This window comes from Streptomyces sp. NPDC006711 (assembly GCF_042869775.1).
In the GTDB taxonomy this organism is placed as follows: Bacteria; Actinomycetota; Actinomycetes; order Streptomycetales; family Streptomycetaceae; genus Streptomyces.
Map to the genome: position 1 here is coordinate 145,129 of NZ_JBIAGO010000017.1, position 16,372 is coordinate 161,500.

A 16,372-nucleotide genomic window follows, 5' to 3' on the forward strand; every position below is an offset into this window, starting at 1 on the left:
GTCGCTCCGGCCCACCGATGACTTCCGCGACCCGCCGGGGTCTCATCGGTGTGGAACCCATCGATCCCCCGGAGCAGCCCGCCGTCCTGACCGTGCCCGACCCCCTCACCTTCGCCGACGTACCCCTCCTGTGCGAGCGGCTGCGCGGGCTGTACGGGGCCGGGGCGCGGGAGGTGGTGTGCGACTTCGGCGCGGTGACCCGGGCCGACCTGGCCGTGGTCGAGGCGGTGGCCCGGCTGCGACTCACGGCGCGGCGCGCCGGGGGACGGGTGGTGCTGCGCAACGCGGGGGCGGGGTTGGTGGCGCTGCTGGATCTGGCGGGGCTGGGGCTGGACTCCCCGTAATACCCGGGCCGACGCGGCAAACCTCCCGGGTACGGGGCCCGGCAAACCTCCCGGTGCGGGGCCCGGCGAGCGGACGGCCGACGCGCGATGACGGCCTTCCTCGGCAATGTCAGTGAATGTCGTGGTCGGGGTGCGTCCGGTCGTACGCCTGCCTGGCTTCGGCGATGACGCCCCGGTGGGCCAGTGACCAGTCGGCGAGCGCCTTGACCAGATGGGTCAGGCCGGCCCCGGTCTCGGTGAGGCGGTAGTCGACCTGCGCCGGGACGGTCGGATACACGGTGCGCAGTACGAGGCCGTCACGTTCGAGTCTGCGGACGGTGAGAGTGAGCATGCGCTGCGAGATGCCGTCGACGGCGCGTTGCAGTTCGCGGAACCGGCGCGGCCCGCCCGCGAGTTCGACGATCACCAGCACCGACCATTTGTCGCCGATGCGGTCCAGGACGTCCCGGATCCCGCAGTCGGGGTGGTCTTCGCGGCCACAGGGGTCAAGGGCGGCAGGAGTGGTTACCCCGGTGTGCGTGGCTGACATCAAAGTGCCTTCTTGTGGCGGGTGGGCGTGCGATGAAGGATCAAGCGTAGTTACTGATGAGAACCACGACGGAAGACCGCGAATCACATGATCTTGGTGACGGGCGCAAACGGGAACCTCGGCGCGGCCACCCTCGCGGCGCTGCGGGCGGGCGGCGCCACCGCCACGGGCGGCAGCCGCACACCGGGCGAGGGAACGCGCCACCTCGACTTCGACGATCCCGCGAGCCTCGATCTCACCGGGGTGTCGACCCTGGTGCTGATATCCGCCGGTTACGGCGAGGACGATCAGGTCGTCGGCCGGCACACGGCTGTCCTGGACGCCGCCGTCCGTGACGGCGTGCGCCACGTCGTGTACACGAGCCTGACCACGGCCGGCGACCACCTCGGATTCGCCCTGGCACACCGGGCCACCGAGCGCGCGGTGCGGTCGAGCGGCCTGCCGTGGACGATCCTGCGCAACGGCCTGTACGCCGAGCTCTTCGGCGGCCTGCTGATGTGGACCGGCGACGCGCTGGAATCCCCGTTCGCAGAGGGCGCTCTGGCGGCGGTCGCGCGGGAAGACCTCGCCGATGTCGCAGCGATCGTCGCGGCGAATCCGGCGCGGCACGACGGCATGGTCTACGACCTTGTCGGCACGCCGATCACGGCGGGCCAGGTGGCGGACGAACTCGGCGTCCCGCACCACACCATCGGCCTGGGCGAGTACCGGCGCAGGCTTCTCGATGAGACGCCGGGGCTCCTGCCGTTCCAGCCGCCCATGCTCGCTTCGATCGCCACGGCCATCCGCCACGGCTTCCTGAACGGCACCACTTCGGACCTCGCGCATCTTCTCGGCCGCCCGGCCCGCGACCCGCTGACCACGGCCGTCGCCGTCGCGTCCGCCACACGGACAGAGGCAGGCCTCTAGCACCGCACCCCGTGCTGATCAGCGAACTCCCCGTACGGGTGGGACGCAGGTCGAACGGCGGAAACCTGCGTCCCATGTCGCCGCACGGTTGGACTCCTCCACGCACGGCGGGTACCTCCCGCCGGTCAACGCTCCGGCCCTGCGGGGCGATCCGGCGCGGCTGAACGTATTCCGTTCCCTGCTGCTGGCCCGGCTCGGTGATGAGCCAGGGGCGGTCGCCGCACAGGACGCGGTCCGCGCGGAGCTCCCCCCGGCTCTGCCACGCTCCGCCACGCATCTGGATATGCACCGGGGCTTGATGCTGGCGCGTGCCGGAGACCGGCAGGGAGGCGCCGCTTACGCGCAGGCGGCCATGGACGCATTGCCGCCGAAAAAAAGCACAGCCTGTTCAGCGTTCGGTGCTCGGCGTGCCGTACTACGGAACCCTAGGCCGGGTCTCGCCGGCCTTGACGCACCGAAGGTGCCAATAGGCGATACGAGGCGTTCCGTCCCCGTGAGCGCGCGTCCCTCGCTGGGCGGGCAGGTCCAAGGGGATGGGTTCGCGACAGGCCGGGCATGTTTCGCGCCTCGCGGTGTAGGTCACGTACTCGAACCGGACTGTCTCGGTGCCGGACTAGCCTTCCATGCCAGTTGACCCTCCTTTTTTACTTCGCTTTCGCTTCGTTCGCCACGCGGTGAACCTCCCGCGTGGGCGGTGCGCCACTGTCCGGTGAGCAACGCGCCGACCGTGCCAGCCAGTTCGGCCCCCTTGCGACCGGTACTGGACGCGGTCTGGGGGTTACTCAATGCTTCGGGTGTCGGCCCGCGCGTCCTCGGCGGCGCCGCCGAGGTACCTGTATTCCAAGGCGTTGACCTGGGCCCGTCGTTCCTGTTCGGCCCGGTCGGCCAGGACCACGACGGCCGTGTCCTGGACCGTGCGGGTGAAGACGGCGTGGCCGGTGTTCGCCGTGTGCTGCCGCATGGCCTGGCTCGCCTTGTCGACCTGGTCCGTCGGGAGGACCACGAAGTGGCAGGCCCCCTTCACGCACGTAGCCGAGACGCTGAAGGGTCCGTCCGGGTGGGCCATGACGCGGTAGCGCACGAACCGTGCGGTGCTCCTGATGCTCATCGGTGCCGTCGCCCCTGGACGGGAGTGTCGAGGACGCGTGCCTGGACGAGTTCGGTGGCCGAGGGGTGGCGCAGGGCCTCGGGCCGGGTGGTCCACTCCACTCCGCCACCCGGCGGCCGAAGGTACACGCTCCCCTCGAAGCGTTCCTGTACGACGCCGATTCTGTTGTCGTTCGCCGTGTCCACCGCGTATTCGGCGGTGCTTTCGGTGGCGTCCTCGGCCCGGTGCATGGTGCTGTCCACGTCCACGGCGCGGTTCCTTCCTCGGTGGTCTCTCCTGTCTCTAAGCAACCGCATTACCACGCTCAGCGGTACCGTGGATGCGGCGCGGCGGATTTCTAACGTTTAAATCGCTTACTGGCGAGGGGAGTTGGCGACGATGGCAGGCATGCCGAACGATCACCTGCGGCGACTGTTCGCGGAAAGCGGCTGGACGCTCAGCCAATGGGCGCGCGCCGTGAACCTGGTCGGGAGCGAGAACGGCACGCCCCTGCGATACAACGCCTCCGCGGCACATCATTGGCTCGGGGGTACGACGCCCCGGGACCGGGTGCGGGGCTTCGTCGTCGAAGCGCTGTCGCGACGGCTTCAGCGTCCCGTGACCCACGCCGAGGCGGGGTTCGGGCGTTGCTCGGCCCCGTCTGCACCCGTGCCCGATGCGGTGGAGGGGCTGGTCGAGTTGGGGAGGGGGGACATGGACCCGTCACGGCGAGGCGTGCTCGGTGCGGGCCTGTTCTCCGTGGCCCTCACGATCCCCGGATGGCCGGACGTCGTAGGTCGTGCGGAAGCTCTGCAGTCAGGGAAGACCACGCGTATCGGCCCGCACGATGTCGACATGGTCGTCGCCATGACCGAGCGCGTTTCCGATCTGGACGACGAGTTCGGAGGACGGTACGCACGCCCCATGGCTGCCGCCTTTCTGGTCAACACGGTGGCTCCCGCTCTCCGCGCCGATGGCTCCGAAGCGGTCAAGAACGCCATGCGGTCGGCCGCATCGGACCTCTGCTACCTAACCGGATACATGGCGGTGGACGAGGGCCTGCACGGGCTGGCGCAGGGCTACTACGTGAAGGCTCTTGAGCTTGCGGGGGCGGCCGACGATCACCTGACCTACTGCACCACGCTGCGGGGGATGAGCGTTCAAGCCGTCGATCTGGGGCACGGCCGAACGGCGGCGCGGCTGGCCGACTCGGCAGCTGCGGCCTCGCCTGCCGCAGGGCCGCGCATGCGGGCCTTCCTGGCCGGACAGCAAGCTCATGCCGCCGCGCAGACCGGAGACAGAGTCGGCGCGCTGCGGTACATGAGTGAGGCCGAGGCCGCCATGGACCGTGCCGAATCCCGGGGGAAGGCCTTCGGCTCGTACGATCCCGCTTCCCTTCACTACCACGTGAGCCAGGTCCGCTATGAGCTGGGTGATGTGGCGGGCGCGGTCGAGGCGATGCTGGAGTCCGATCGGACGCGGCACAATGTCTACCGGCGCTCTCGTGTGCACCGCCGGGGGCTTCTGGCCGAACGGCAGTTGCAGGTCGGACACCTTGAAGCGGCTTGCCATACCTGGGGTCTGGCGCTTGACGACTACCCGTTGGTGCAGTCCGGGCGAGCGGATGACCGAATGTCCCGCATGGCGGGGATGTTGCGGCCCCATGCCAAGAACGCGGTGGCCCGCGAATTGCTCGACCGCGCGCGTGCGGTGATGCCGGGCCGGCTCTACGGGTAGGGCGTGGCCAGGGTCTCGGTGCCGGCCCGTTCGCGTCCCGCGCGGTTTCCCCGGCGCCGTAGGAGCACCCGGTGCCGGGGGCCACGGCGGTCGCGGTGGGGCCGCGCAAAAGGCACAGCTCCCCGCACCCCGCGCCGAGAGGCTGCCTCCCTCAACCGACCGGCGCCGGGTCGCCCTCCTCCGTCAGGTGGGGCGGGAGGTTGAAGAGGGGGAACCAGCGTTCCGTGTCCAGGAAGGACGTGATGCCCGAGACCTTGCCCCCGGTCGTTTCGATCACCATCAGGGCCCACGGGGCGAAGCCGCCCGCCGGGTCCGGGTGGTAGTGGGCGAACGCCGGCGTGCCGTTGGCCACCGTCGGCAGGAGGCGGGAGCCGCGGCAGACCGAGCCCACGCCCAGCATCCAGCCCACGATGTCGTCGTGACCGCGCAGCCACAGGTCGTACGGCGGCATCGACAGCGTCGCGTCCTCGTGGAGCAGGGCGGTCAGGGCCGTCATGTCGTAGCCCTCGAAGGCCGCCACATAGCGGTCCAGGAGCTTCTGCTGCTCCTCGTCGAGGGGGTCCGCCGCGTCCGTCTGCTTCGGGTCGGACTCGGCCAGCGTCGAACGGGCGCGCTGGAGCGCGGAGTTGACCGAGGCGACCGTCGTGTCCAGGAGCTCGGCGACCTCCGCCGCCTTCCACGCCAGCACCTCGCGCAGGATCAGCACCGCCCGCTGCTTGGGCGGCAGATGCTGGAGCGCCGCGACGAAGGCGAGCCGCACCGACTCGCGGGCCAGCGCCGCCTCCGCCGGGTCCTCGGTCGTGGGCAGCACCCGGCCGTCCGGCACGGGCTCCAACCAGGTCGCTTCCGGGCGGGAGTTGAGCTGGGCGTTGGCCACCGGGGTGGGCGCCGACAGATCCATCGGGCGGGCCCGCTTGTTGCCCGCCGTCAGCATGTCCAGGCACACGTTGGTCGCGATGCGGTACAGCCACGAGCGCAGGGAGGAGCGGCCCTCGAACTTGTCGATGCTCCGCCACGCCCGCACCAGCGTGTCCTGCACCGCGTCCTCCGCCTCGAAGGCCGAGCCGAGCATGCGGTAGCAGTACCCCGTCAGCTCCCTGCGGTGTTCCTCCAGGCGTACGTCCAGGTCCGCCGCCGCTGCCAGATCACTCATCGGTCCACCCCGTGTCGCACCGTGCACCACACCAGCACTCGCGAAGCTACCCGACCCCACTGACAATCGCGCGCTCAACCGAAGAAGGCGCAGGTCAGGGGCGGGCGTGTGCCAAGTGCAGGCGCTGGACGCGGCGCTCGGCGCGAGCCGCGTGGGTGCCGTACAGCGTCACCGATACGACGCCGACGACCGCGACGAGGCCCAGCGCCACCGTGGCCGGCCAGCCCGCCGCGTGGAAGGCGACCGCGCCGAGCGTGCCGCCCGCGCTGGAGCCCAGGTAGTACGCGGACTGGTAGAGCGCGGACGCCTGCGCGCGGCCCTGCTTGGCGGTGTGGCTGACCGAGGAGGAGGCGACGGAGTGGCCCATGAAGAAGCCCGCGGTGATCAGGACAAGGCCCGCGAGGATCGCCGGCAGGGAGCTCGCGAGTGAGAGCAGCAGGCCCGCCGCAGTCGTGGACACCGCCAGGTACAGGGCGCCCCTGCGGCCCACCCGGGCCACCAGCTTGCCGGCCATGGCCGAGGAGACCGTACCGACCAGGTAGACCAGGAAGATCGAGCCGATCAGGCCCTGCGGCAGATGGAAGGGGGCCGCGGTGAGGCGGTAGCCGATCACCGTGTAGACCGCGCCGAACACCGTCATGAACAACGCGCCGATGACGTACAGCCGGACCAGGAGCGGGTCGGTGAGGTGGCCGCGCACCGTATGGGCCAGGGCGCGCGGGTTCAGTGAACCGGGCTGGAAGTTGCGGGCCCTGGGCAGCAGCACCTTGAAGGCGACCGCGCACACCGCCGCCAGTGCGCCCACCGCGAGCAGCGCCGCACGCCAGCCGAGGGCCTGGGCGACCCAGCCGGTCAGGATGCGCCCGCTCATGCCGCCGATCGAATTGCCCGCGACGAACAGGCCGATCGCCGCGACCAGCGCCTTCGGCTGCACTTCCTCCGCCAGGTAGGCCATCGCCGACGCCGGAAGTCCCGCTATCGCCGCGCCCTGGACGGCGCGCAGCGCCACCAGCCAGGTCACGTTCGGCGCGAACGGCACGAGCAGGCCCACCGCGACCGCGACCGCCAGGGACACCGTCATCATCCGGGTGCGCCCGAACCGCTCGGACAGGGCGCTGAGCGGCAGGACGAACAGGGCGAGCGCGCCGGTGGCCGCCGACACCGTCCAGCTGGCCGCGCTCGCCGTAGCCCCGAGGTCGGCGGAGATCAGGGGCAGCAGGGCCTGGGTGGAGTAGAGGAGGGCGAAGGTGGCGACACCGGCGGCGAAGAGCGCGAAGCTCATCCGGCGGTAACCGGCGGCGCCCGGGGTGAGCTGGAGCGGGGACGGCGAGGTGGAGGCGGCCACGGTGGTGGACGCCCCGGTACTGGCGGGAGGCATGCCAAGACCGTAGGCCCGCCTTCGTTGATGCGTCCAATGCACAGATGGGGGACAATCGATCCACTCCTGCATCAGCCGAGGTCAGAGGCGCGCGTGTCATTGAACAGTTACGTAGAATCCATGGAAGGCGCCGCGATGGCGCTCGCGCCGCGCCTCGCCTGCTTCGTCGGGGTGGCCCGCCACGAGCACGTCACCCGCGCCGCGCTCGAACTGGGCGTGCCGCAGTCGACCCTCTCGCGCGCCATGGTCCGCCTCGAAGAGGACCTGGGCGTCGCCCTGTTCGCGCGCAAGGGCCGCACGGTCGCGCTGACCGCCGCGGGCCGCGCCTTCCTCGGCTCGGCCGAGCGGGCGCTCGCCGAGGTCGGCAGGGCCGCCGAGTCGGTGCGCGCGGACGCCGACCCGGGCACCGGGAAGGTCGCCTTCGGCTTTCTGCACACCATGGGCTCCGAGACCGTGCCGGGTCTCATCCGCGCCTTCCGGGCCGATCATCCCCGGATCCGCTTCACCCTCGTACAGAACTACGGCGAGGCGATGATCGAGCGGCTGCGGGCCGGTGAGCTCGACCTGTGTCTGACCTCGCCGGTGCCGGACGCGCCCGACCTGGTGGCCCGGCGCCTTGACGAGCAGCGGCTGCGTCTTGTGGTGCCCGAGGACCACCGGCTCGCGGGGCGCAAGCGGGTGCGGCTCGCGGAGGCCGCCGATGAGACCTTCGTGACGCTGGAGCCCGGCTACGGTCTGCGGCGCATCACCGACGACCTGTGCGCCAAGGCCTCCTTCGCGCCGCGCATCGCCTTCGAGGGCGAGGAGGCCGAGACGCTGCGCGGTCTGGTCGCCGCCGGGCTCGGCGTGGCGCTGCTGCCGCCCCCGGCGGTGGCCCGGCCCGGTGTCGTGGAGCTGACCGTCACCGCGCCGCGCGCGGTGCGCGAGATCGGCGTGGCCTGGCTCGACGGCCACCCCGACACCCCGCCGGTGGCCGCCTTCAAGGCCTTCCTGCTGTCCCGGCGCGGCAAGCTGATCCCGCAGTGAGTTCCGGGCCGACGCCCAGCCAAGTCCCTTACGGGTGAAGGGACTTGCCGAACCCGGCGGCCAGGGGCATGCGCAGCCCCAGCGGCGGAGGCGCTGCGAAGGCGTCCTCGACCGGTCGGGCGTACGGGCGCGAGCACAGGGTCCCAAGCACGAAGTCCACGGCCAGCGCGTGCACTTCGGGGCGGTGCTGGCGCAGCGCGTGGCCGTCGGAGTGGACCTCGAAGCGGCAGGTGTCCCGGTTGGCCTTCTTGGCGCGCTCGGCGAGGCGGTAGGAGAGCTCGGGGTCGCTGCGCGCGTCATTGGTGCCGTGCACGATGAGCACCCGCCGCCCCACGAGCTGCTTCACCGGCTCCCCGGCGGCCGTCAGGTCGTCCGGCGGGATCCAAGGGGCGAGCGCCAGAACGGAGTTGACCGCCGGATGGCCCGCCGCGCGCAGCGCCGCGCGGGCACCCATGCCGTGGCCCGCGAGGCACACCTGGACGTCGCCGTAGCGGCGTACGGCCTCGTCGGCCGCCCACTGGGCGTCCAGGGCGAGCCGGGCGTCGCCGCCGTTCCAGCCGCCCGCGCGGTAGTGCACGCCGTGCGCCACCAGGCCCGCCGCGCGGCCGTCCCTGGCCAGTCTGCGGGCCAGGGGCAGCGCGGCCGCGTAGGAGAAGGGGGAGGGCCGGCGTGCCGAGACGGGGTCGCCGTCCGGGAGCACGAGGACCACACCGCTGACCGTCGCGCCGGCGCCGGTCGCACCGACGGCCCGTCCCAGCCGGGCAGCAGGCAGGGGAATCGCTTGCTGTGCCATGGCAGAACAGTCTCAGAAGCCCGGGTGTACGCCACCCGTCCGCACGGTCACTGTTACGTATCGACGACGCCCGGGCGCCCGGACGCCCGACACCCGGCGATCTACGCGCGTAGGGGCTAGAGTGCGCAGATGACGAGCCAGACCGCATCCGTGCCCACCCCGGATCAGATCAGCCGTGCCCCGAAGGTGCTGCTCCACGACCACCTCGACGGGGGTCTGCGCCCCGGGACCATCATCGACATCGCCCGTGAAGTCGGGTACGAAGGCCTGCCCGAGACCGAGGCCGACAAGCTCGGCATCTGGTTCCGCGAGGCCGCCGACTCGGGCTCCCTCGAACGGTACTTGGAGACCTTCGCGCACACCTGCGCCGTCATGCAGACCCGCGACGCGCTCTTCCGCGTCGCCGCCGAGTGCGCGCAGGACCTGGCCGAGGACGGCGTCGTCTACGCAGAGGTGCGCTACGCGCCCGAGCAGCACCTGGAGGGCGGCCTCACCCTCCACGAGGTAGTCGAGGCCGTCAACGAGGGCTTTCGCGAAGGGGAGAAGCGGGCCCGCGCGGGCGGCCACCGCATCCGGGTGGGCGCGCTGCTGACCGCCATGCGGCACGCCGCCCGCGCCCTGGAGATTGCCGAACTGGCCAACTCCTACCGGGACTCGGGCGTGGTCGGCTTCGACATCGCGGGCGCCGAGGCGGGCTTCCCGCCCACCCGCCACCTCGACGCCTTCGAGTACCTGAAGCGCGAGAACAACCACTTCACCATCCACGCGGGCGAGGCCTTCGGTCTGCCGTCGATCTGGCAGGCGCTCCAGTGGTGCGGCGCCGACCGGCTCGGCCACGGGGTGCGCATCATCGACGACATCGAGGTCGCCGAGGACGGCAGCGTGAAGCTCGGCCGGCTCGCCTCGTACGTGCGCGACAAGCGGATCCCGCTGGAGATGTGCCCCACCTCCAACCTCCAGACCGGCGCCGCCTCCTCCTACGCCGACCACCCCATCGGGCTGCTGCGCACCCTGCACTTCCGGGCCACCGTCAACACCGACAACCGGCTGATGTCGGGGACCAGCATGAGCCAGGAATTCGAGCACCTGACGCAGGCGTTCGGCTACACGCTCGACGACATGCAGTGGTTCACGGTCAATGCGATGAAATCCGCGTTCATTCCTTTCGATGAACGGCTCGCGATGATCAATGAGGTGATCAAGCCCGGTTATGCCGAGTTGAAATCCGAATGGCTGTTCCAGCAGACGGCCACGACCAGCGGTTCCGCCTCCGCGAGCGGCTGATCCCCGACGGACGGGAACGGCCGGGTGGCCGAACGCCCGGCCGTTTTCGGGTGTTTGCCCCCGGGTCCCGGCGTGACTACCTTGGCGAGCCGCCCACCCTCCCCTTCCCAAGGACGAACCTCTGATGAAGCAGTCCCCCAAGACGATCGGTGTCGTTGCTCTCGGCGCCGCCGCCCTCGCTGCCGTCGGTACCGGTACGGCCTCCGCCGCCCCCGCGCTTCCGATGGGAACGGTGTCGAGCCTGACCGCCGGCACCCCGCTCGGCGTCGTCGCCCGGGCGGTGCCCGCGGCCTCCCCCGAGGCGCTGGCCGGCCAGAAGAAGGGCACCAGCTCCGACCCGGTCGCCGGGCTCCTCGGCGGACTGCCCACGGGTCCGGTGGCCGGCAGCCTCAACACGGGCGGACTGCCGGGTCTCTCCGGCTGACCTCGGCCGGCCCGCCAGGGGCGGGCACCCGTGAGCCGGGTGCGCGCCCCTCGGGTGTCCGAGTAGGGTCCGGATCATGCGTCCGACGGCGTACGCCCGAGCGGCGGTGCTCGCCCTGACCGCGGTGACCGCGGCGGCCTGCGCCGGACCGCGCGGTGGGCCCGACGGCTTCGCGGACGCTTCCTCCCCGGCGCGCGCCGCCCTTGCGCGCGCCGCGCTCGCGGCCGCCGACGTGCCCGGCTACCGGGTGTCGGGCGACCCCTCGCCGGATGACACCCGCGGCACCCCGCGCGCCGACCGGACCGCCTGCGCGCCGCTCGCCGAAGTCATGGGCGAACGCCCCGACGACCGCGCCCGCGCGACCGTGAACCGGGGCCTCGGCTCCCGCAGCGTGCCCGGCCTCGCCGTGTCCGCTTCGCTCTCCGCCTACGCCGAGCCGGACGCCCGGGACCTGATGATCCGGCTGCGCACCGCGCTGACCCGTTGCGGGACAGGCTTCGCCACCCTGCTGGACGGCCGCGAGGCGACCTATCAGGACGTGCGGGCGGTGCCCTACGACGTCTCGGGCGGAGAATCGGTCAGCTGGACGGCCACCGCGCCGAGTCGGCAGGCGCCCGCGCCGGTGCACATCGTCGTCGTGCGCCGGGGCGCCACCGTCGTGCGGTTCATGGCGATCGACCTGTCCGGGCGCTGGGCCCCGGCGGTGCGGGTGCCGCGCGAAATCGCCGACGTACAGCTGGCCAAACTGGCCAGGTCCGGGACCGGCTGACCTGCCGGCGGTGATCTACCAGGCGGCGCGGGGCGACTTCTCGCCGGGGATCAGGGCCCACAGGGCCAGATAGAGCACGCACTGCGGTCCCGGAAGCAGACACGACACCAGGAAGATCACGCGCATCGTGGACGCGGAGGTGCCGAAACGCCGTGCGAGCGCGGCGCACACCCCGCCGATCATGCGGCCTTCGGTGGGTCGGACGAGAGAGGCGCTCATGGAAGGCTCCTTCGGGAGCGGGCGGGGAGCCCTCTGCGTGGGCTCCCTCGTGATGTCTCCATGGTCCAGCCCGGCGCGGCGCGCGGCCTCGGGCTACGGGGCGATCCCGACCCTGGGAATCGTCGGGGTGCGCCCCTGAGGGGAGTCCTCCCGAAGGACGGGGGCGGGGCCCACGCGCTGGTTCCTGCGGCGTATGCCGCGCCGGCCCGCCGGTACCACCGCGAGGTGGGCCAGGGCCACACCGGTGGTGTTCAGGAGCAGCGCGTCGACATCGGGCACCTGTCCTGGCACGGCCGTCTGGAGCAGGGCGATGCCGAGGGAGATCAGCGCGCCGGCCAGGACGGTACGGACCAGCGAGGCGAGCGGGGAGACCGAGAGGCGGCCGCCCGCCAGCGGGAGCAGTATCCCGAGCGGCGCCAGCAGCAGAAGCCCCTCGCCGATGCGGTGGGCGGCCTCCAGGGGGCCGAGCGCCAGATCGGCCTTGATGCCGGCGAGCGGGGTCAGATTGGTGGCGGTCACCCACAGCACGTCCCGTGGACGCAGGGTGACCCATGCCACGAGCAGCAGATGCGCGAGGAGGAGCACGCATCCCACCACGCGGAACCGGATGACGGCGTCGCCGCCTTGACCTTCACGCTGCTGCACGCTGCCCAAGACGCGGCCGGCGGCGGGAACGGTTCCGCCTCGCCCGGGTGATTCCCCCCTAGGAGCTCCCCCGGGCCCGCGGGGAGGGGGCGATCTCGCCGAGGGTGGCCGTGCTGTCGGGGCGGGACTTCATCTCGGAGGTGCAGCTGTAGCCGCGCGCCGGATCCCCGCCGGGCCCGCCGAGCAGGATCTGCTGGGCGTCCGGCGCGGCCGGGGTGTTCTCCGCGAACGTGCACACCACCTGCGAGAGCGCCACGGCGGACAGGGCCTCGGGCTCGCGGCTCAGGCGCAGCGTGCCCGCCGGGTCGCCCGGGCGGGCCGCCGAGACGGTCAGCGGTCCCTTGAGGGCCGTGGTGTACCCGGCGTCCTTCTCCTCGCCCGACGCCGGGGCGATGAGCGCGTCGAGCAGCGCCTGCGCGAAACGGACCCGGTCGGCCGCGCCCTTGCTCTCGGGGATGCGTACCGAACGCTCGGCCGTGACCAGCTGGGCGCCGCACACCAGATACACCTGGACGGTGACGCCCTCGAACTGCGGGGTCAGCGCGTCCTGCGACACCGTGCACGCCACCCGCGACGGCGCGGGGCCCGCATCGACGGGGACGGACGTGGGGCGGATGCCGCAGCCGGACGCGGCCGCGCCCAGCGTCATGAGCCCGGCCAGCATGACGGCCGGCCGGTGCAGGGGTCCTCTCACTGCGCCGCGTCTCCTTCCGGCGTCCGGGGGCCGGCGGGCGGCGTGGCGTCGATCGGCAGGCGCAGCACGAACACGGCGCCGCCCTCGGGGGAGTTGGTGGCGGTGATGTCGCCGCCGTGGATGTGCGCGTTCTCCATGGCGATGGACAGACCGAGCCCGCTGCCCTCCGAACGCGGCCGTGAGGCGCTGGCCTTGTAGAACCGGTCGAAGACGTGCGGCAGTACGTCCTCGGGGATGCCGGGCCCGTGGTCGCGTACCGCGATGATCAGCTCCTCGCCCTCCACCCGCACCGAGACCCGCACCGGGGAGCCGCCGTGCTTGAGCGCGTTGCCGATCAGGTTGGCCAGGACCACGTCGAGGCGGCGCGGGTCGAGGCGGGCCATGATGCCGCGCTCCGCGTCCAGTTCGACGGCGTCGAGCCAGGCCCGGGCGTCGATGCACGCGGTGATCTGGTCGGCGATGTCCACGTCGTCCAGGACCAGACGCGCGGTGCCCGCGTCGAAGCGGGTGACCTCCATCAGGTTCTCGACCAGGACGTTCAGGCGCCGCGTCTCGGAGACCACGAGCCGCACGGCGGGCGCGATCATCGGGTCGAGGCTGTCCTCCTCCTCGTCGAGGACTTCGGCGACGGCCGTCAGCGCGGTGAGGGGCGTACGCAGCTCGTGCGACATGTCGGCGACGAAACGGCGGCTCGCCTCCTCACGCGCGCTCATGTCGGTGACCTTCTTCTCCAACGCCTCCGCCGTGCGGTTGAACGTCCGTGACAGATCGGCGAGTTCGTCCGTGCCGGACACCCGAAGGCGGGTGTCGAGCTTGCCCTCGCCCAGTCTGCGCGCCGCGTCCCCGAGGCGCCGTACCGGCCGCAGCACGGTGGTGGCGGCGGCCTGCGCGAGCAGCGCGGAGGCGAGCAGTGCGAGGAAGGTGGCGATGCCGAGCGACCAGGCCAGGGAGTTGAGGTCGCGCCGCTCCTGGTCGAGCGGGGCCAGCATGTAGCCGGTCGGCCCCGCGCCGATCACCTTGGTGCCGCCGACCAGGTAGGGATGGCCGTGCAGCGTGACGCGCTGCCAGAACAGGTGGTACGGGTAGGCGTTGGTCTGGGTGACCTTCTCCTTCTTGGTGACCGCGTCCTGGAGCGAGGCGGGCACGTCGCCGAGCGTGAAGACGTCCAGGTCGGACGCGCCCACGATCGGCTTGCCCGGGGCGCGCTCGTCCACGAGGACCACGTTGTACCGGGAGTTGGAGCTGTCCGCCATCTGCTGGGCGGCGCTCTGGAGGTCGTGCTCGGCCGGCTGCAACGGCAAGGACGCCGCCCGGCTCTGCATGCCCTGGCGGAAGTCGTTGAGCGCCGCGTCCTGGGTGCGCACCAGCACGGCCTCGCGGTTGAGCCAGTACGCGATGCCGGAGGCGGAGACGGCGGCGGTGAGCGCGACGAGCGCGAACACGACGACGAGCCGCAGCCGCAGACTGGTCCAGCGCAGACCGGCGAGTACAGCTCGCTTCACTTGCCCTGCTTCTGGGGGGTACGGGGACGGTGTGACAGGTTCACGAGGGGGTGTCCAGGCGGTAGCCCACGCCACGGACCGTACGGATCAGCGTCGGCGAGGACGGCACGTCCTCGACCTTGGCGCGCAGGCGCTGCACACAGGCGTCGACGAGCCGGGAATCGCCCAGGTAGTCGTGCTCCCACACGAGCCGCAGCAACTGCTGGCGGGAGAGCGCCTGCCCGGGGCGGCGGCTCAGTTCGAGCAGCAACCGCAGTTCGGTGGGGGTGAGTTGCAGGTCCTCGCCGTTCTTGGTGACGGTCATCGCGGCCCGGTCGATCACCACGCTGCCGAACGCCGCCGAGTCGGTGGCCTCCCGCTCGCCGCGGCGCAGCACCGCCCTGATCCGGGCGTCGAGCACCCGGCCCTGGACCGGCTTGACAACGTAGTCGTCGGCCCCGGATTCGAGGCCCACCACCACATCGATGTCGTCGTTGCGCGCGGTCAGCAAAATGATCGGCAGCTGGTCGGTGCGCCGGATGCGGCGGCACACCTCGAAGCCGTCGATCCCGGGCAGCATCACATCCAGCACGATCAGGTCCGGCCGCTGCTCGCGCAGCAGTTTCAGGCCGTCCTCTCCCGTCGCCGCGGTGGCCACACGGTGGCCCTGGCGTGACAGGGAGAGTTCGAGGGCCGTGCGGATGGCGTCGTCGTCCTCGATCAGCAACAGGAAAGGCACAGAGGTCATTCTGGCCCATGGGGGGAAGGAGTACGACCCCCGTCCTGCCCCCGGACCGCGCGGACGTGCGCCACGACGGCTGTGACGCCTCTGTGACAGTCGAAGGACAACCCCATGAAACTGCCCGGGCAGGCTCTTCCTCGTAACCCAGCACGCCGATGAAACACAGACTCCACCCGACGGGGGGCGCGAGATGAAAGCACTGCACAGCACCAACTCCAGCGCAGTTGTGACGCGTCTCCACGACGTCGTACGGAGCACCGAGAAGTCCGGTGCCGCGAGCATGCGGGGGTGCGCTCGCGGCGCCGGGCGTCAGCACACGCCGTCCGCGCAGCAGGACCCTCGTATGACGCTGCCCTACATGACGGTGGTGGAGGCCCCTTCGGTTCCGTCCGGGGGCGACGCGTGGCAAACCGGCGGAGAAGCGGCGTACCGGGAGGGCTCGGGGGAGCCGGCGAGCCTGTCGGAGGCGGAGTTCACCGCCTACGTCCAGGAGCGCCGCGCCTCCCTGTACGCCACCGCCTACCACCTGACCGGCGACCGCTTCGAGGCCGAGGACCTGTTGCAGAGCGCGCTGTTCTCCACCTACCGGGCGTGGGACCGCATCAGCGACAAGGCGGCGGTCGGCGGCTATCTGCGCCGCACGATGACCAATCTGCACATCAGCGCCTGGCGGCGGCGCAAGCTGAACGAGTACCCGACCGAGGAACTGCCGGAGACGGCGGGCGACACGGACGCGATGCGCGGCACCGAACTGCGCGCCGTGCTCTGGCAGGCGCTGGCCCGCCTTCCCGAGACGCAGCGCACGATGCTGGTCCTGCGCTACTACGAGGGCCGCACCGACCCGGAGATCGCGGACATACTCAACATCAGTGTCGGCACGGTGAAGTCAAGCATCTGGCGCTCGCTGCGCCGGCTGCGCGAGGACGACGTCCTCAGCTTCGGCCGTGACGAGGAGGAGTCCTTCGGCGAGCTGGTGGCCTGAAGGTCTGGGGGAGGGGAAAGGGAAACGGGGGTCCACGGGGGACACGGGGACCCCCGGGGGGAGCGGGGGGGGGCCCGGCCCCCCCCCCCCGGGCCGGGGGGGCCCGGGGGGCGGGCGGCCCCCCCCCCCCCCCCCCCCCCCCCCCCCCCCCCCCCCCCCCCCCCCCCCCCCCACGA

The 16,372-nt window shown here is 71.9% G+C and carries 19 protein-coding genes; 8 read left to right on the top strand and 11 right to left on the bottom strand.

The annotated features are described in order from the left end of the window. Positions 1–17: 17 nt before the first annotated feature. Complete coding sequence (locus tag ACFYM2_RS27960) at positions 18–344, top strand: STAS domain-containing protein (protein ID WP_388840033.1); 327 nt, start codon at positions 18–20, stop codon at positions 342–344. A 109-nt stretch (positions 345–453) separates the two neighbouring features. Here the strand turns inward: ACFYM2_RS27960 and ACFYM2_RS27965 are convergent, their stop codons facing one another. Next, positions 454–873 carry a winged helix-turn-helix transcriptional regulator gene (locus ACFYM2_RS27965; RefSeq protein ID WP_388840035.1) on the bottom strand — a complete coding sequence of 140 codons (420 nt, stop codon included), beginning with the start codon at positions 871–873 and terminating at the stop codon, positions 454–456. Between the two features lie 87 nt (positions 874–960). Here ACFYM2_RS27965 and ACFYM2_RS27970 point away from each other — a divergent pair, with 87 nt between their 5' ends. Further along, complete coding sequence (locus ACFYM2_RS27970) at positions 961–1,782, top strand: NAD(P)H-binding protein (RefSeq protein ID WP_388840038.1); 822 nt, start codon at positions 961–963, stop codon at positions 1,780–1,782. A 778-nt stretch (positions 1,783–2,560) separates the two neighbouring features. Here ACFYM2_RS27970 and ACFYM2_RS27975 read toward each other — a convergent pair. Further along, positions 2,561–2,890, bottom strand: coding sequence for a hypothetical protein (locus ACFYM2_RS27975; protein ID WP_388460092.1), 330 nt, complete (start codon positions 2,888–2,890; stop codon positions 2,561–2,563). After that, positions 2,887–3,138 carry a hypothetical protein gene (locus ACFYM2_RS27980; RefSeq protein WP_359003540.1) on the bottom strand — a complete coding sequence of 84 codons (252 nt, stop codon included), beginning with the start codon at positions 3,136–3,138 and terminating at the stop codon, positions 2,887–2,889. Before ACFYM2_RS27980 ends, ACFYM2_RS27975 begins: the two co-directional genes overlap by 4 nt. A 139-nt stretch (positions 3,139–3,277) precedes the next feature. Here ACFYM2_RS27980 and ACFYM2_RS27985 point away from each other — a divergent pair, with 139 nt between their 5' ends. Continuing rightward, positions 3,278–4,606 (top strand): tetratricopeptide repeat protein, encoded by a 1,329-nt coding sequence (locus ACFYM2_RS27985; RefSeq protein WP_388840041.1) that lies wholly within the window; start codon positions 3,278–3,280, stop codon positions 4,604–4,606. 151 nt (positions 4,607–4,757) lie between these two features. Here ACFYM2_RS27985 and ACFYM2_RS27990 read toward each other — a convergent pair whose 3' ends face one another. After that, positions 4,758–5,759, bottom strand: a complete 1,002-nt coding sequence (locus ACFYM2_RS27990) for a sigma-70 family RNA polymerase sigma factor (RefSeq protein WP_388840044.1) — start codon at positions 5,757–5,759, stop codon at positions 4,758–4,760. 94 nt (positions 5,760–5,853) lie between these two features. Further along, complete coding sequence (locus tag ACFYM2_RS27995) at positions 5,854–7,137, bottom strand: MFS transporter (protein WP_359003532.1); 1,284 nt, start codon at positions 7,135–7,137, stop codon at positions 5,854–5,856. A gap of 120 nt (positions 7,138–7,257) precedes the next feature. Here ACFYM2_RS27995 and ACFYM2_RS28000 point away from each other — a divergent pair, with 120 nt between their 5' ends. Continuing rightward, complete coding sequence (locus ACFYM2_RS28000) at positions 7,258–8,163, top strand: LysR family transcriptional regulator (protein ID WP_359003529.1); 906 nt, start codon at positions 7,258–7,260, stop codon at positions 8,161–8,163. A gap of 28 nt (positions 8,164–8,191) precedes the next feature. Here the strand turns inward: ACFYM2_RS28000 and ACFYM2_RS28005 are convergent, their stop codons facing one another. Continuing rightward, the gene (locus tag ACFYM2_RS28005; protein WP_388460101.1) at positions 8,192–8,956 is read right to left on the bottom strand and encodes an alpha/beta hydrolase; all 765 of its coding nucleotides are present in this window, start codon (positions 8,954–8,956) and stop codon (positions 8,192–8,194) included. Between the two features lie 129 nt (positions 8,957–9,085). Between ACFYM2_RS28005 and ACFYM2_RS28010 the strand changes: the two genes are divergently transcribed. The 3 genes from ACFYM2_RS28010 (at position 9,086) to ACFYM2_RS28020 (ending at position 11,433) form a co-directional block, all read left to right on the top strand. After that, entirely contained in the window at positions 9,086–10,240 is a 1,155-nt protein-coding gene (locus ACFYM2_RS28010) for an adenosine deaminase (protein ID WP_359003523.1), read from the top strand. A 124-nt stretch (positions 10,241–10,364) separates the two neighbouring features. Continuing rightward, positions 10,365–10,664 carry a hypothetical protein gene (locus tag ACFYM2_RS28015; RefSeq protein WP_350232298.1) on the top strand — a complete coding sequence of 100 codons (300 nt, stop codon included), beginning with the start codon at positions 10,365–10,367 and terminating at the stop codon, positions 10,662–10,664. Positions 10,665–10,740: 76 nt separating this feature from the next. Then, positions 10,741–11,433: a hypothetical protein gene (locus ACFYM2_RS28020; protein ID WP_359003520.1), complete on the top strand. Its 693-nt coding sequence runs from the start codon at positions 10,741–10,743 to the stop codon at positions 11,431–11,433. Positions 11,434–11,448: 15 nt separating this feature from the next. Here the strand turns inward: ACFYM2_RS28020 and ACFYM2_RS28025 are convergent, their stop codons facing one another. The 5 genes from ACFYM2_RS28025 to afsQ1 form a co-directional block, all read right to left on the bottom strand. Next, complete coding sequence (locus ACFYM2_RS28025) at positions 11,449–11,652, bottom strand: PspC domain-containing protein (protein WP_350232300.1); 204 nt, start codon at positions 11,650–11,652, stop codon at positions 11,449–11,451. A 93-nt stretch (positions 11,653–11,745) separates the two neighbouring features. Beyond that, positions 11,746–12,297: a VanZ family protein gene (locus tag ACFYM2_RS28030; protein ID WP_388460106.1), complete on the bottom strand. Its 552-nt coding sequence runs from the start codon at positions 12,295–12,297 to the stop codon at positions 11,746–11,748. A 58-nt stretch (positions 12,298–12,355) separates the two neighbouring features. Further along, on the bottom strand, positions 12,356–12,991 hold the full coding sequence (locus ACFYM2_RS28035; RefSeq protein WP_388840047.1) for a hypothetical protein: 636 nt from the start codon (positions 12,989–12,991) through the stop codon (positions 12,356–12,358). Continuing rightward, positions 12,988–14,493, bottom strand: coding sequence for a sensor histidine kinase (locus tag ACFYM2_RS28040; protein ID WP_388840050.1), 1,506 nt, complete (start codon positions 14,491–14,493; stop codon positions 12,988–12,990). Before ACFYM2_RS28040 ends, ACFYM2_RS28035 begins: the two co-directional genes overlap by 4 nt. A 40-nt stretch (positions 14,494–14,533) precedes the next feature. After that, entirely contained in the window at positions 14,534–15,211 is a 678-nt protein-coding gene (gene afsQ1 / locus ACFYM2_RS28045) for a two-component system response regulator AfsQ1 (protein ID WP_189762146.1), read from the bottom strand. Positions 15,212–15,404: 193 nt separating this feature from the next. Between afsQ1 and ACFYM2_RS28050 the strand changes: the two genes are divergently transcribed. Next, positions 15,405–16,196 carry a SigE family RNA polymerase sigma factor gene (locus tag ACFYM2_RS28050; RefSeq protein WP_388460112.1) on the top strand — a complete coding sequence of 264 codons (792 nt, stop codon included), beginning with the start codon at positions 15,405–15,407 and terminating at the stop codon, positions 16,194–16,196. Positions 16,197–16,372: the final 176 nt, after the last annotated feature.